Source organism: Candidatus Uabimicrobium amorphum (genome assembly GCF_009002475.1).
Lineage (GTDB): Bacteria > Planctomycetota > Uabimicrobiia > Uabimicrobiales > Uabimicrobiaceae > Uabimicrobium > Uabimicrobium amorphum.
On record NZ_AP019860.1, the window covers coordinates 1,323,769 to 1,340,642 of the forward strand.

Sequence of the window (16,874 nt, forward strand, 5' to 3'; positions counted from 1 at the left end):
TGCCTCATAAATTAGGCATCCTTTGTTGTAATACATTACTGTTGTTCTTTTACTTCGCTAACTATTTTGCTGACATTAGCGCCGTTGATGGAACGCACATGAATATCGCGTTGCGGGAAAGCAATCTCAATACCCTTTTCGCGGAAAGTACGGTTAATTGTCATGTGTAAATCATGAATCACTTTTAGAAAAAACGAAATGTTTGGTATAAAGACACGCATACTGAAATTGAGAGCGCTGTCACCAAATTTATTAAATACAACGGTAACACCTTCATCGGGAAGTATGTCGGGGTGACTTTGTGCCACTTCAATCAGAGTCTGTCTGACTTTTTCAACATCAGACCCGTATGCCACGCCTACATCTACAACAATACGCAAAGTAGTGTCTGACAACGACCAATTCACTAAGCGACCGGTAATAAACTCCTTGTTGGGTACTATCAGTTCTTTGCGATCCCAATCGGTGATGGTTGTCGCGCGAATTTTAATTTTACTAACTTTGCCAGAGGTCTCACCTACAGTAACAATGTCACCCACGCGCATAGGGCGTTCGAACAATATGATCAGGCCAGCGACAAAATTGGCAAAAATTTCTTGTAGACCAAAACCAAGTCCCACAGAAAAAGCAGCGACGAGCCACTGTACTTTGCCCCAATTGAGTCCAATACTTTGACAAGCGATAATCACTCCTACGGTTACCAGTGTGTAACGAATCAATGTGGAAACGGCAAAACTAACGCCATTTTCAAGCTTGATCTTTTGTAAAAAATAGATTTCGAGTAGTGTTGGTAGGTTTTTAGCAAGTATACTGGTGACCACTAAAGCAATAATCGCGTAAATCAAATCCTTTAATGATGTCACTTCTTCACCACCTGGAATCGTGTAACTCCATAACACGATGCGGTTGAGCATTTTTAAAGCCGGTAGAACATCACGCCATATCAACCACAAGCAAACGGCAACTGCTAACCACTGCAAAATGGAAACCAGGTATTTTCCTTGATTTTTAAATTCTTCTAGATTGTAGGATGCAATCGCTTCCTCTGATGATTCGGAAGTCTCTAACTGTAAGTTTTCTACTGCGTGCGTGTCTAGTGGCGCTTCGTTTGTGTTTTCCTCGTGGTTTTCCGCCTCTTTTTTTTCTGTCGCTTTTCTTTGCAAGTAGACAAATTTGTGATAAATGACTTCTAGCCAGCGTAGTAGTAAATTGCCCACATAAAATATGAGGAGAGATACTGCGATAGATTGCAATATTTTTTCGGATAAATGAATCGATGTGTAATGGTAACCAATAAAAGAAATGACTATGAGAAAAATAGGCAGGATTACGGTAGAAAAGAATGCTACGTAATAGATAATTTTGTGCAGGGGTTTTGTGTGCAAAGGAAAAATAGTGCGATAGTGGTGAAAAATGCGGAAAAAGAATATCATACCAACGATCATAGAAAAGCTAAAGAACAGACGTCCTAAAGAGTCTTGCCAAATATTGTGATTTTCGATAATGAAAACGAAAAAATATAACGTCACTAGTGGCCACATGAAAAAACGAATACTTTTTCTGATGAAAGCGGTTAGCCCTACAGGCCAGCGAAAGTGTGCTTCTCCTAAGCCATTTACCATGCAAATGGCATACGACAATGAGAACAAGAAATATATTTTTGTGGTTGCCTTAAGAGCTTGACCAGTATAAATGGCGAATAGCGACGGCGCTTTTTCCAAACGCCACCCAAGAGACCACATTATGATTGGTACTGTCGAAGCAACTACTAATGTATAGAAGCACACATATAATGTGTGTTTGAATTGATCGGTGCGTTTGCGACTTATTAATTTGGTAATATCATCGAGTTGTTGATAGATCGACCATCGCACGTAAATGAGGAAGGCTAAAACAATGAAAAAGACAATGTAAAGTAATATATTTTCTCGTGCATCTATGAGAATGGTAGTGCAAATCTTCCACCAGTTGGCGGGTGAAAACAACCACTGTATTGCGGAAAAAATTTTACTGATGTGCTTTACTCTAAAAGCATCGGTACTTTTTTCCCAAAAAATGTGCTCCTCTATGTAAGTACGATATTCATTTACGGTACTAATGAGAAAGCGTTCTTTTGTGTCAAGATCGATTAATTTAGATAGGTAGGTGTTGTAGTCTGTCACTAAATTTTGTATGTAGGCACGGCGGTTGGTAAGCACCTCTTCCAATGTTTGCAAGTAATTTTGGTAGTTTGCAACATCATTTGCAAATTGTGCAGCATACGATGCCTTCGCTTTTTCAAAATTGGCTAACTCGAGAAGTTTTTCTTCAAGTTCAATAATGGCAAGTTGTGTTGCAGGTAGTTCGTATTGACGTTGTATAACCTGTTGCTTGTTTTCGTGGATATGAGGTAAATTGTATAATTGTTGCCTTAGTAGTATCCCCATCACGTTTGTTAAATGGGCGGCTGTTGCTTTTTCTTTGGTACGATTAATTTCCAGTTGGACATCTTTTAGAGTTTTTTCGACTGTTTTGATGTATTCGATACGCATAGTTATATTTTTTAGTATTTGTTTACGTCTCTCCGTAAGGTTCGCATTTTCGGCTGTCAACTTTTTGATAACCGGGTGAGAACGAATAACATTTAGCAAAGCTTCGCGAGCTTGTTGCGCCGCTTCCTCCGCTTCAATTTTTTTTCTTTGCGCGATTTCATTGGTCAAGGTATTGATATTTTGTTCTAACAACAGCTGTCTTTTTGCCATATGTTCTTTGCGTAAATTGATCAAGTTATTGCGTGCATCGTAACTCGCAATTTCTTTTTCGTATGTCGTGTGTTCTTGAATAAGGGACTTTCGAATCAACATTGTCAGAATGTTGTTGGCTGTCTGGATACTATTGGTGTCACTTTTTTCCGTCGACAGTTGGTAGGATTCGATATTTTTCTTTATTTCCAGTAGTAATTTAGGAATTTCTAAACGCCGATTATTACGATACTCCAACTCCGCATGTAACGTAGCGACATCACCTTTGAGACTATCGCGTTCTGTTCTAAGCTGCGCAAGTTTTTTTTCTAAATCACTGAGGGAAATTTTGGCAAAGGCAAGGTCTTTAAAATCACTACGTGCAAAAACGGGTTTTTCTAACTCTTTTTGCAACTGGTTGATTTTGTCGCGAAATTCCACTTCACGGTTAGGAGCTGTGGTGGTGTGATTCGCGAAATCTTTTTCTTTGAGAACAAGATTTTCCGTTTTCTTGATATAATCAGACATTTGATTGTATATCTCTTGTAACTTTTTCTTGTCCTCTTCTGGGAGTTGAGAATCTTCCAATCGTTTTTGACGCGTTTGGATCCATTCTTGAGTGATGTCTCTTTCCACAGAAGTGTTGTCATTTTGCGAAAGTAAATTTAAACTGAAAAAACACATCAACAACAATATATAAAACGTTCTCATAAGAATTCCTCGTACAAATACGATGTAAATTGTCTACGCTTTGACTATTATAATGTGATTATAACCATCTCTTTTTTTTAAAATAAAAGAGCATGGAAAAAACAATCGTAATCATAATTCCCCAAACACAAAAATAACCCCATTGCCACTCTAATTCGGGGATATGTTTAAAATTCATGCCGTACACACCAACGATAAAACTAAGCGGAATAAAAATGGTCGAAATAAAGGTGAGCATTTTCATGATTTCGTTCATCTTATTGCTAATTGAGGTTAAGTATATGTCGAGCATACTAGATAGCATTTCGCGAAACGTTTCAATTTGATCTATGACTTGCGCGATGTGGTCGGAAACATCGCGAAAATAAATACGTACGTTTTCGTCAACGATGCTAGAGTCTTGTTGTAGTTTTCTGACAATTTCTCGTAGCGGAGAAACCATTTTACGCAAAGAAATAATTTCGCGTTTTAAATTGTGAATGGTGTGCATATTTTCGGGTTGTGGATTCGAAATCAAGTCGTCTTCTAACTCTTCCAAATCTTCTCGCATCTCTTCCAATAATAAAAAGTAGTGATCGACAATAGAGTCTATTAGAGTATAGGTTAGATAGGTCATGCCTTTATCAATAATCTTACCACTTTTTAGGCGATTGCGTACGGAATTAAAAACGTCTCCTGACTTTTCTCGAAAAGAAAGGACAAACTCTTTCCCTAGTATAATACTCACTTGTTCTGTTTCTATGGTGTTTTTCTCTTCTTCGTAGGATAGCATCTTCAATACGATATAAATATAATGCGGATATTCTTCCATTTTAGGGCGTTGATGTGGATTGACGATGTCTTCAAGCACCAACGAATGAATATTAAAATGTTTTCCTATCAACTGAATGGTTTCAATACGATGTAAGCCATTTACATTTAACCATACTGGTTGGTTCAAATGAGAAAGAGAGTCTGATAATTCTTCTTCTTGTAGTTTTGTAAAACTTTTGGTGTGGGCCTTAAAAACATTAATGGCGACAGGAGTTTCGCTTTTATCTCCCATATACACCAATGTTCCTGGTGATAGCCCTATTTTAAGATGGCGTTTTTTTCTGTGCATTTTATCTCTTTTGGAAAATCGGTTGCGCCACTTGCTCAAAATGGATTTCATTTTTTTCAGCAAGTGGCGGTATCAAATAAGTTAAGATTTATGATGAGAGTGTGCGAGCTTGTCCATGAATGCCAGTGCAACACCTGAAATGACCAAAGCCAAATATATAATTAATCGCCATTTAAATTCACTTTCTGTGTAGTTTTTGGCGTTGATAAACACCTTGAGCATATCAACAGAAGCAATGGCAATGATAGAACTGATCAGTTTGACTTTTAGTGTCGAGAAACCCACCTTGCCCATCCAATCCATTCTTTCGATATTTTTTATTTCTATTTTGGAGATAAAACTTTCATAGCCATTGAATACAACAATGACAATTAAATTTCCCATCAAACACATATCAATCAACGACAGAATAGCAATCACCAATTCTTTTTCATTGATACTAAAAATACTGGGGACGATATGTGCAATTTCTCCGAAAAACTTTACTACCAGGACCAGTAGCATAAAGGCCATTCCAAGATACAACGGGGCCAATAGCCACCTACTGGCAAAAATTAGACGTTCGAAGAAATCTTCAAATGTTTTCGCTGTTGATTGTTCTGGCGTTTGATCTTGACATTTTTCTTCATCTTGATTTTTGATTTGTTTTTGTTTTTGTTTTTTTGACATCTATTTCTCTCACTATTTATCAAGTGGTTATTTTTTCAATTTTAACTAGTGCTTTGGAACATTAGTTTTTAGTTTTCATTAGAGAGTTGTATTTTGCTAGTATGCGGTGCCCTCCCGCCGGCTAATCGCCGGCTGCCCTCCCACAGGGAGGGCTTACGTATAGCACTTTTTAAAAGAAAAAACGACACGTTGGTAAGTAATCTATACCATGTATAAGTTTGAACTAACGCTGCGTTTTTTCGACACTTTTTGAACTACGTAAACTCCCCACTGGGGAGTTTACGGCGAAGTCGATTGTGGGCACCAAGTGCTAGGAAATATCTACTTAAGCAAATTTCACAAATTAATTCCAAGACACTAGTCCGTATCCTTATTTTCTGTTTCGTTTTCTTCGATTTTCTCGAACGCAAGAAAACGAACTTTCCAAATATGATCTCGAATATCTCTAGGATTATGTACTCCGGAAATCCAATAATCCATTTTCGTCGTTTTTGTACTTACATACAAAGAGCCCACGCCTAAAAGTTTTTCGCGGCGCGATTGTTCGAAAGTCACGTCGGTAATTTCAGTAACGGGAATTTCTATTGTACTTGGAAATATAAAACCGCGGCTAATAATTAGAGTATTTTTGGTGATGGAATATCTGCAATAATAGATAAGCCAACAACGCATTACTAAGTGACATCCCCAGAAAGCAGCAATGGTAAGACCAAGATATTTTGCGGTAACTTTATGATAAAAATATAAAGCAACTACCGAAGCAAACAGAAGAAAGCTCACCAAAAAAAATTTCCAATAATATCTCCAACTTTCATAGCGAATGACAACTTCTCTTGTGTCTCGCCAATCTTTGGCATCCCTGGTACGCAGAAAGTCCTGAAGTATTTTTTTATGGTCGGCATATAAGGTCAATGTCAGAGCTTTTGAAACAGCAAACCACTGCGCTTCTTGTACCTCACTACTCGGCGTTAGTTCGGGAAGAGACTCTAGTTTGCCTAAATGAAAATGAAATACCTGAGTAGTTACCCAATGATCCTTGTCCGCTCTGGGATCTCGATCTCGGTCTTGATAATATCCTTTGCATTTCGCTTCTAGACTGTGCAAGTTATAACCGGTTTCTTCCCGTGTTTCGCGACGTGCTGTTTCTTCCGCTAGCTTTATACTTTTTTTATTACCTGCTACAAAGCCTCCTGGAAAAGCGTAGGTGTCATCCTTGCGCTTTACGAGAATAATATGCTCCCGATCTTGAAATTCGGCTGTGATAATACTATCTGCAGCACGATTTTCTCCCTTGTAAAACAAAGTCGATTTTTTCGCCATCGTCATTTACCTTTCCGCTGTAGTAAAAAATTTACAATTTCATTTGTACACCGATTTTTTACATATTTGTCAAAAATGTATTCGAGCAGGGCTATTTACTCCACTATGTTATCTCTTCCATTATACCCAATTGTTTCCTGAAAAATCTTCCAAAGGGCGCTTTTTGTATCTATTTTTTTACGTTTATTTATGACGACCTTAAATGGCACGTGAGTAAAAGTTTGGTTCCAATATCCGATAAAAATACCTGTGCGTCCAGACATCCCCGCATGAACAGCATTTTGACCTAACATCAGACAAAAAGTTGAATCTTCTGAGTTGGCTTTGACGCTGCGGATCGTGTAACTAGGATCTATGTATTTTAAAGTGATGGGGATGTTTTTATGCGAAAAATGGGCGTTGATTTTATCTTTTAGAAATACTCCAATATCTTTATGCAAGACATTGCCGGAGGCGTCTCGCTGTGTCGCAGATGTATGAAATAAATTTTGTCCTGCTCCTTCGGCAACAACAATAACGGCATGGCGCTTTTTTTCCAAGCGATGTTCCAGAACGTTTAGTAAACCTGTTTCTCCCTCCAGCGTGAGCGAATCTTCTGGGACAAAACAATAGTTTACATCGTTATTCGCCAAAGTGGCATGTGCGGCGACAAAACCAGAATCTCTACCCATCAATTTTACTAAACCAATACCGTTCCAAGCGCTCAAAGCCTCATAATGAGCACAAGAAATTACTTTTTCGGCTATATTAACGGCACTGCTAAATCCAAAAGTCTGTGATGTTCCCACGATGTCATTGTCTATGGTTTTGGGAATACCAATGATGGAAATCATTAAATTACGCTTTTTGATTTCCTTTACCATCTCATGAGCCCCGTTTAATGTCCCATCTCCGCCAATAACGAAAAGAATGCTGACATTTTTTTGTATCAATACATCGATCATTTCATTTATGTCTTGCTTGCCACGCGAACTTCCCAGGATCGTTCCTCCATGGTTATGAATGTTTTCTACTTTTTGCGGTGTTAGCTCCATAGGCTCTGCGAGTGGAGCGTTAGAAAGACCTTGGTAACCGTAGCGGAAGCCTAATATTTTAGGAACTTTGTATTGTTCTCGCAAGGTCATTACGATGGTGCGAATGACATTGTTAATTCCGGGACATAATCCACCACAAGTGACAATACCACATGTTATTTGTGCACCATCAAAAAAAACTTCGCTACGTGGCCCGGCGATTTCAAAGGTTTTACTTTTGTCGACTTGGGAAAAATCTGGATCGATAACGATACGCGCATTGTTTTCGACGTAATAATTTTTGTTGCGAAGTGGTGAGGCAATTTGGGGAGTTCCCAATGTATCTACTTGCAAATTTTGCAATTCTATCGAAACAGACTTTTGCGAATCCATAATATCTACCTTTCTAAACTTATCTATATTTTGTGAGTTTATCGTTGTTGATGATTCGTATACAATTACGTGTATATTTCGGCTACGGGATTATACTTCACTATTTGTTAGAGTTCCAAGCCTCTATTCCTCCTTGGAGGGATAAGACATTTTGAAAACCTTGTTCACGTAGGATATTCGTTGCTTTTTGGCTACGACGTCCTGACTTACAGTACACGACAATGGGGTGTTGTTTTGCACACGAAGGAAGGTTTTGTGGGAGTTGATCAAGTGGTATGAGGATGCTACCTGTGATGTGTTCGGCGTGGTGTTCGTATTCTTGGCGAACATCTATGAGTAAAAGGTCGGCCTTTTTTTGGCGTAGTTGCGCACACGAAATTTCATTTTCGAAAACTTGTGATGTGTTGTATGCATAGTTTTCGATGTCGATTTGGCCGTTACATGCCAGGCATTTAGGATTTTTTTTGATGTTAAGCTTGCGCATTTCCATATCCAAAGCGTTGAAACACAGTAGTTTTCCACTAAGGGTTTCGCCTATTTGTAGAATATGTTTTAGCGTTTCCGTGGCTTGAAACATGGCAATCATTCCCGGCAAGACTCCTAAAACGCCGGCTTGGCTACAGTCGGGGATGGCGTCTTTTTGTGGCATTTGAGGATACAGACAACGATAACATGGTGCGTCTTTTGTTGTGGAAAATAGAGAAACCTGACCTTCAAAACGAAAGATGCTACCGTATACAAGTGGCTTCTGCAGTTTTACGCAAGCATCACTCACTAAATAGCGCGTTGCGAAATTGTCACTGCCGTCAACAACGATATCATATGCCGACAATAACCTGTGATAGTTTTGCTGGTTAAGTCTTTCTTGGAAAACTTCTACGGAAATAAGAGGATTTTGTGCGCGTATTTTTTGCGCGGCGACAAGCGCTTTGGGCTGGCCAATTTCGGCATTGGCGTATAGCACTTGGCGTTGCAAGTTGCTTTCTTCCACGACATCGTTGTCGACAATAGCAATATGACCAATTCCCGCAGCAGCTAAATACATGAGAATCGGGCATCCTAGCCCTCCAACTCCGATGACAATCACTCTGGTTTCTTTGAGTCGCAGTTGTCCTTGTTCTCCTACTTGCTGGAGCATTAAGTGACGCATGTAGCGTTTGTATTCGGCTTGTGTGAGTTGTGTCATGAAATTCCCCATTGTGTGTGTGCTTCTTTTACAAAGTAATTACGGTCGGGTTTGATGCCTTTCATCGGTACATGTTGTGGCCACTCTAAAAAGTGATCGGGGATCTTAAAGCTCGCTAGGCGTTTTTGTAGATATTGCTTGAGTTGTTGTGCTGTCAGTGTTGTATCCACAAAAGCCACGGGGCGAAAACCAAATTCCGCGTGGGGAATGGCGACAACGATGGCATTTTTGACCTGGGACAATGTGTAGAGTTCTTTTTCGATTTCTTGGGGATGGATATTTTCCCCACCAGAGATAAACATATGATCTTTGCGCCCGTACACACGGAGGTAACCTTCTTTTACGGCTCCGTAGTCTCCGGTGTGATACCACCCTTTTTCGTCGGTAACACCTACGACTTGTGAACCTTGTAAGTATCCGCGAAATAGTGTGTGGCCTTTTACGAGTATCTCCCCCTCCGTGCTTATTTTGAGATCGCGATAACGAAGTGGTCGGAAGCGATCGTTGTCACACGACGCGCTTAAACGCGTTGTGGTAGCGATTTGCGATGACATTTCCGTTGATCCATAACTCGTGTAAATATTTAGGCCGTAATCGATGGCTTTTTGTACTAGCGAAGCTCCCACAGCACTTCCCCCGACAAGTATATGTTCTAACGTAGAAAGATCATGGTTGTTGTCGATAAGTCTTTGTAATTGTGTCGTTACTAGCGATATGTGTGATATGCTGTGGTCGGTGATGGCAGTTGCCATGTCTTTTTGCGAACAAACAATGGTAGCACCTGCGGTTAAGCAACGAAACACGATCGCAATTCCCGCAACATGGTAAATGGGCAGTGACAACAACCAGCGATTTTCTGGTGAAATGGGGATATGTTCATTGGAACCAAGAGCACTGTAATAGTGATTGGCAAATGTGTGTACAGCACCTTTGGATTTCCCTGTGCTTCCCGAGGTAAAGACCACAGTACTTGGTTTTTCTGCGTCTATTTCTTGTAAGGAAAACGGTGTTTGTGCAAAGTCCCTGAGCGAAAAGTCTTCGCGATAAAATATATTGTCTACGCTTAGATGGCGTTCGCGATCACAGATGACATATTGACAGTGGTGCTCATCGAGTATTTCTTGTATTTTTTCATCGGGAAAGCGCGTATTGATTGGGACAATAAGAACTTCCAGACGCAGCAACGCCAGAAAAAGTATTACGTAGTCGATGTCGAGTGGCAGCACCATGGCCACACGACCCGTAACACCTTGTTGTTGAAAAAACTGCGCAATACCTGTGGTGATTTGCGCGAGCTTTTCGTATGAAAATTGTTCATTGTCGCCAATGAGTGCTATATTAGTCGGGTGATGATGTGCGTGCTGGTCGACGAGAAATTTCATGTGAGAAATCGCTCCTGAATGTCAGGTGTAGGCATACGACAATACTCTAACTTTCCAAACCACTTGTAGCGATTTCGCGCGACAATGTCGTAAAAAAAGTTGCCAATAAATGGCGGAATGACAATAAAAATACTTAGTAAATTCCATGGGAATTTCATCCAGCGCACCACACGCCACACGGCCGAAGTCTTTTTAAAGTAGCGGCCTTTGTGCACGACAACAAGGCTATCAAAATTTTCGGTATCCAAAGAAAACTTTTTCAGGAGTTGCTGCCCGGACTCGGACTGTAAGGCAGCAAAACGAATATTTTTATGTGGATCGCGGTCAATGATAAAGTTGACCGTGCCATCGCAAAAATTGCATACACCGTCAAAAAGTAAAATGGGCTTATCTTCATTAACCATCTTGTTTGTCCTTAATGACTTGCTCAATAATATCGTCTAGAGAACATTTCGGGGACCACTCCAAAAAATTCTTGGCACGTGTTAGGTCGGGGACGCGTTTTAAGATGTCGTCGAATCCTGGCCCAAAAACCTCGCTGTAAGGAACGAGTTCAATGGTCGATTTAGATTGGGTCTTCTCCACCACTTTTTCGGCGAGTGCTTTTATGGATATTTCCTGCTGGCTACCAATATTGATGACCTTACCTATGGCATTTTTCGACTGCGGAAATTTGGCGAGGGCCTTGACTACGTCATAAACAGAACAAAAGCAACGCGTTTGTTGGCCGTTACCAAAAACACGAATGGGCTGATTGTTGAGCGCCCGAGTTACAAAATTGGGTAACACCATTCCATATTGCCCTGTTTGTCTTGGGCCTACCGTGTTAAATAAACGCGCGATGTACACCGGTAAATTGGTTTGCATGTGATGTGCTAGGATTAAAAATTCATCCACCGCTTTTGTTGCTGCATATGCCCAGCGATGTTTTTCTGCGCAACCTAAAAGTACATCAGAGTCTTCACTAAACACATCTTTATCTAATTTTCCATATACCTCACTTGTCGAAGTAAACACAAATGGCTTTCGGTAGCGCGAGCATTTCTTTATCGCCATGTCTGTTGTGTGAAAGATGGTGTCGATGGTATCGATGGGTTTTTCCATGATCAGTTTGACGCCAACCGCAGAGGCCAAATGATACACGATATCACTATTGCGCACTAAGTCGTCCATGAGTCTTTCATCTGTCACACAGGAAATAACAGCCGAGAAGTTTTCGTTTTGTTCAAGATGCTGGATATTTGCCCATGCACCTGTCGACAAATTGTCGACGATTGTTACCTGACAATTTTGTTCGAGAAAAAATTCGGCGAGGTGGGAACCAATAAAACCTGCTCCACCGGTGATGAGAATTCTTTTGTGTTTCATACGTCTAATTCCTTTGCTACTTGTTCGCAAATCTCGCTAGTCATGTGCTGCAAAACGGTCGTTGCAATGAGCGTGTCTAAACCTTGTTTATCAGCAACTGACATCGCAATCATTTGTGTTTGCCACTCATAAGGCACATCTGCAATTAATTCTGTAAGCTTTTCTACTTGGTGACGATAGATGGGAATGTTGCGAATATGTGTTATGCATGAATCGTAATCTTGTATATTGTGCATCAGTTTCGTGATGTTCGAAAACACGGTACTTTTTTGATATAAGTCGGTTAAAGATAAGGCCTCGTCTGCACAATTCTCTATTTTTTCTAGTATTTGTTGTTTGGTTGGCGGAATTTCTCCGCTTTGTAATAGTTTATCATTGATTTGTATTTGCGCCAACAACCTTTGGTAGTTATTATTCATTTCCTGTACAATATTTTGAATGCGCGGCAGATAGATCCACACATCGTCCATGTGTGAAGATTCTTCAATACGTTTTATCATACCAGCAAACTCAACAAGTCGCTTACGCTTTTCGACAGGCTCTGTCATCTGCGCGACGTCCTGTAGTAATTTACCAATTATTTTTTGAATGCGCGATGTGGCGTCTATACCGTTTAATGTCGCGAGTACATTGTGCAAGATGCGACACCTAATGAGTAGATCTTTTTCTTGATTGAGACGTCCTAAAAAGCGCTCGATGTTTTCTTTTATTCTTTTGGACGAACCAAAAGAACGAAGTAGGCGTAGCACCTGTGCCAATACCTCTGGTTCTTCACTTTCTTCGACTACTTGCCATAGTTCATCTATATAAACTTGCGAATCTTCTTTGAGATCATCATTTTGATATGCCGTATATGTAATTTGTGCTACATGACGATACAGGGATAGTGGATCATTTGCAAAACATTTATGTGCCAGTTCTTGCAAGATACGAAGAAATTGTTTGATTTCTTTACTTTTCTCTAGGGATTGCAGTAGTGACATGAGGTCGTAAATGAGTTGTGATTGCCAGAACGCATTTTGTGTATTGGCGATGTGGTCTGTAAAAGACGTTAGTACAGAACGAAAAGGCGAAAACTCCTTTATGGGCATAAGTTCTTGTAGCCAATAGCGCATATCACGAAAGCGTTGTTCTTCTTGGGGATTTTCGATGATGATCTGCAGTGATTTGTGTAATAAGTCGTTGGCAGCGATAAAATCATTATGACTTAAGCCTTTGAAAAGTTGTTCGCGCCACGAACTATTGGTGACCACTTCGGGATAGTGTTGTGTTGTTTTGCGACAACATTCATAGAGCGCTTTGGGATACAATTGAGAGCTGTCTTTGCTATTTAAAAGATATTTTTGTCCTTCTAACATCCACTCTAGACTGAGGTCTCGTTCATTGTGATAGGCTATTTCAGCAAGGTAAAACATACATTGTGCTTTCAATGATAACGATTCCAAATGTTGCACGTATTGGTACCAAGGTTGTAACTTAGTATTACGCGGCAACCATTTACAAATGGCATAAAACGTTTGGGCTGAAGTCGTATGTTTTGTGATAAACTGCAAAACATCGTCTATGTTCTTTTCATTTTGAGGGAAAACACTCAAAAAAGACGAAAATATTTGAGGATATATTCCTTGTGGAAATAGAGGCAACACTTTCTGCCAAAATATATCGTAAACATGATGTTGGTACTCTACAGGAAGTTTTAGCACCGGATGGAGAACTTTGCGTAGATATTCACAACGCGTCGTAAGTGGGAATATCGATTTACTCGCGTACAAAAGTTGCTCCAGCAGTTCTATTGCCGTGGAATCAATACCATAAGCGATGAGATCTTCGACGGCAGATATCATGACATCATTGCGCGTAGCTTCGTCACTGATTTTATAAATTTCTGCGACAATCTTTGTCGCGAGATCTTGTCGCACTTCGTCATTTTGGATAAATATGAGCGCTTTGCTTATGTCGATTAATTGGCGTACTTCTTTTACGTCGCGATTTGTGCCGCGATCGCTGATTAAAGAATCGATTTCGAGCCATCGTTCTTCGAGATTTTCTTTGGTAATGGAGTAAGTAGTAATTGCGATCTGCAGGCAAAACTTTTTGGTAAACGATGTACTGTTGTCGCGCCATTGTTTTAGGGCTAACAGTTGTTGCGGCGAGAGTTTTTTGCTGTTGTACAGTAGTTCACTCGCAAGGTGAAGTTTTACTCCTTCATCGTCAATGTCATCAATAATTGCGAGAAGTGTATCGCAGTGTTGTTCTGTGCAGTGAGAAATAATCGTCGAAATAATCGATGCTTTGTGCTGATTTTGTGTTATTTGACGAACACAGCTCAGGATTTCATTCATGACTTCACCCACTTCGCACAGCGGGATAAGCGCATGGCATAACGCATAGGGATCTTGTATATTGTTCTGTAAGAATGAAAACCACGCCATTTTACTTGTCGCGGCAATATGCAAATCTCGAAAAATTTTGTGGTGTTGTTGTTGCAAAATAGTTAACGCCAGGTTTTCAGTGGTGTTTAAGTTTTCGTCTAGAGAAAATTGCAAAAGGTGATGCCATAACGTGCGATTGTATTTCAGAAAGTCAAATGCAATACCATGACGCAGGTTTTCTTTGCAAAAGACTAAAAATAAAGGCAAATTGCCATAGCCAATTTTGGGAATAGGTAAGCGCTTGAACTCATTGGTAATATAGTTCCATTCTTCGTGCAGATTGTTATTTAAAATGGGTATACTCAAGATCAATAATTGGTAAAAACGCTCTTCTTCTGAATGAATTAAGAGCGTTTCCTTTAGTGCCGCGTCGTATTTTTTGTTGGCCACAAACTGCAAAGCCGTTTCGGGAACTTGTTTGCGACCACTGTCTAAAATGCGATTGTAGTTCACACAGTATTTCACGAGGCGTGTAAAATTATTTTTATCCTCATTTGCCTGTAGCGTTGCTGCCGAAATAGCGCATTGCAGATCGTCGAGAACGAACTGAGTGGACAGCTTTTCGCTTTTGTATTGTAAAAAATCTGCGTCATCGACAAGTGAATACAAATGCGAATAGTCTTTGGTAAAATTGCCGTAGTGATAGGCGTGATAGGCAACATAGTGCAAACCATTAATGGTGAAGTCGCGTGTTTGACGTTTATTTTCACTGTCGCGTACATTGTAGTAATCCAGCAATGAATGGTGGAAATTGGCCAAGTCTCTGTCGGCAAATTTCTGCAAGATATAGTGACGAAATTTTTGATGAAAGATTGTGTAGCTGTCTTTGCTCATGACCAGTAGTTTACTAAATTGTAAACGTATATTTGCAATGACGTCTTCTGATTTCCCGAATAAATCGGCAAACAATGAATCGCTACCCGAAGTTTGCATCACGGCGAGAAATCCGAGTATGCGGTATGCCAGAAAGTCTTCTTGCGTGGGAAGTGAAAACCACGCGTCTTCAAAAAAGCCTTCGAGACTTTGTGGCATTAGACTTACATTGTTGAGCGAAATGGAACCACTGCGAATAGCATCGGCCATAAAACGCAGATAAAACGGGTCCCCTTCTCCAGAGTTTGTCCAAATCACATTAAGTATGTTCGCAGAGATTTTGTGCTTGTCTACTCCCAGTTTCTCAGTGAGAAGGCGCAAAATGTCATCTTGGGTGAGTTTTTGTAATTTGGCAATACTCGTGATGTTTTCCCAGTTACTCAATGGTATATCACCTAGCAGATTTTGACGCACACTCACTAGCCCCACAATATTCTTAGGAAGCGTTTTATCTAGCAAGTAGGGGATGGACTCGTTGTTGTTCTTGAGCAAAGCTTCATCCAGGGCATCGATCACAAAAACAAATTTTTGATCATCTGGCAACGACTCCGAAATTTTTTCTAAGGTTTTTTGCCACTGAAATTGTAATTTCTTCACGGAAAAAAGAATTTCCTCTTTGTATTGCGGAAATTTTTCGTAGGTTTGTGCTAAAAGAGAACGGAGAAATATTTGGGCGTTGTTGCGATTCTCGGTGGTTGCACAAAAGTGCCATACATAGTTATTGTGTAGATTTTCCTGGTACATATAGGCAAAAAACGCTGTTTTTCCGATGCCCGCTTCTCCGGTAATAAGGCCATACTCGCCACTCGCTTTTTCTACAAAATGGTACCAACTTTCTCGTACATCTTCGCGTCCCACAAAGTTGGCCTGATGAAATTTGCAAATATGTGAAAAGTCCAAAATAGTGCTTTGTTCTGCATGCTCGTCTTTGGGTAAGGCATTTTGTTGTAAGCTTTGCCAAACTACCTGGCACGATTGGGCAATTTCATTGGAGAGTTTTTCCACACTTATTTGGCCACCGTGAGCGTAGTTTATAAAGAAAAAACGCTGCTGTTGTTGTTTGCTGTAAAAAAAGATATCATCATTGGCGAACACCCACGGAGAAAGCGACAATTCATAATCGTCTTTGCGTAAAAATACCGGTGAAAAATTTTGTGCCGTGTCATTAAAAGGCGGCAGTCCTTTAAACAAAGTGTTGTCTTTGCTGTAAAGGTCATAGTCGCAAAGCATATTCCATAGAGGATGTAAATTGTCTAAATTTTCGGTAAGCTTTTTTATCATTTCCTTACTGTTTACCGAGTCTCCACGGTGAACAATATCGTTGCGTAGTTCGACATTGTGCAGCAGAATATGGATTAATTTGTCTTCGTTTTTGATTACTTGGGCGATTTGCTGTGAAAATTTGCTTCGTGGATGAACAATCTTTAGCAGGTAATCGAGTAAAGATACCCATGTTCCGTCACTTGGTTTTTCCAAAGAGTTGAGTATGAAACGATTGTGTTTTGCACCATCGTCATCTTCGTAGTGCTGCAAATGTTCTGCAAGAGCGACAAATGTCAAAAATCGCGTTGTGGCAAACGACATATCCAAAAAACGAAATGGGTTTGGGGTACGTTGCAAACGTACAATGTTTTGCAATAAACTACTCAGCGGAAACGGTAAGTTTTGCAGCCAATGATCGCGAATATTCATGTCCTTGTTCCTT

10 protein-coding genes are annotated in these 16,874 nt (G+C 40.1%); all 10 read right to left on the reverse strand.

Going from position 1 to position 16,874, the window contains the following annotated elements:
- Positions 1-35: 35 nt before the first annotated feature.
- The 10 genes from UABAM_RS04565 to UABAM_RS04610 all read right to left on the reverse strand — a co-directional run bounded on the left by UABAM_RS04565 (position 36) and on the right by UABAM_RS04610 (position 16,861).
- Positions 36-3,431 carry a mechanosensitive ion channel domain-containing protein gene (locus UABAM_RS04565; protein ID WP_151966817.1) on the reverse strand — a complete coding sequence of 1,132 codons (3,396 nt, stop codon included), beginning with the start codon at positions 3,429-3,431 and terminating at the stop codon, positions 36-38.
- A gap of 58 nt (positions 3,432-3,489) precedes the next feature.
- On the reverse strand, positions 3,490-4,533 hold the full coding sequence (corA, locus tag UABAM_RS04570) for a magnesium/cobalt transporter CorA (RefSeq protein WP_151966818.1): 1,044 nt from the start codon (positions 4,531-4,533) through the stop codon (positions 3,490-3,492).
- Positions 4,534-4,614: 81 nt separating this feature from the next.
- Entirely contained in the window at positions 4,615-5,202 is a 588-nt protein-coding gene (locus UABAM_RS04575; RefSeq protein ID WP_151966819.1) for a TIGR00645 family protein, read from the reverse strand.
- 357 nt (positions 5,203-5,559) lie between these two features.
- Positions 5,560-6,522 (reverse strand): NUDIX domain-containing protein, encoded by a 963-nt coding sequence (locus UABAM_RS04580; RefSeq protein WP_173013135.1) that lies wholly within the window; start codon positions 6,520-6,522, stop codon positions 5,560-5,562.
- Between the two features lie 95 nt (positions 6,523-6,617).
- Positions 6,618-7,928 carry an ATP-dependent 6-phosphofructokinase gene (locus UABAM_RS04585; protein ID WP_151966821.1) on the reverse strand — a complete coding sequence of 437 codons (1,311 nt, stop codon included), beginning with the start codon at positions 7,926-7,928 and terminating at the stop codon, positions 6,618-6,620.
- A 100-nt stretch (positions 7,929-8,028) separates the two neighbouring features.
- Complete coding sequence (gene moeB / locus UABAM_RS04590; RefSeq protein ID WP_229759357.1) at positions 8,029-9,114, reverse strand: molybdopterin-synthase adenylyltransferase MoeB; 1,086 nt, start codon at positions 9,112-9,114, stop codon at positions 8,029-8,031.
- On the reverse strand, positions 9,111-10,496 hold the full coding sequence (gene menE, locus UABAM_RS04595; protein ID WP_151966823.1) for an o-succinylbenzoate--CoA ligase: 1,386 nt from the start codon (positions 10,494-10,496) through the stop codon (positions 9,111-9,113). The genes moeB and menE overlap by 4 nt, the downstream gene beginning before the upstream one ends.
- Positions 10,493-10,900, reverse strand: a complete 408-nt coding sequence (locus UABAM_RS04600; protein ID WP_151966824.1) for a thiol-disulfide oxidoreductase DCC family protein — start codon at positions 10,898-10,900, stop codon at positions 10,493-10,495. Before UABAM_RS04600 ends, menE begins: the two co-directional genes overlap by 4 nt.
- Positions 10,893-11,864: a GDP-mannose 4,6-dehydratase gene (locus tag UABAM_RS04605; protein ID WP_151966825.1), complete on the reverse strand. Its 972-nt coding sequence runs from the start codon at positions 11,862-11,864 to the stop codon at positions 10,893-10,895. Before UABAM_RS04605 ends, UABAM_RS04600 begins: the two co-directional genes overlap by 8 nt.
- Positions 11,861-16,861, reverse strand: a complete 5,001-nt coding sequence (locus tag UABAM_RS04610) for an NACHT domain-containing protein (RefSeq protein WP_151966826.1) — start codon at positions 16,859-16,861, stop codon at positions 11,861-11,863. Before UABAM_RS04610 ends, UABAM_RS04605 begins: the two co-directional genes overlap by 4 nt.
- Between the last annotated feature and the right edge of the window lie 13 nt (positions 16,862-16,874).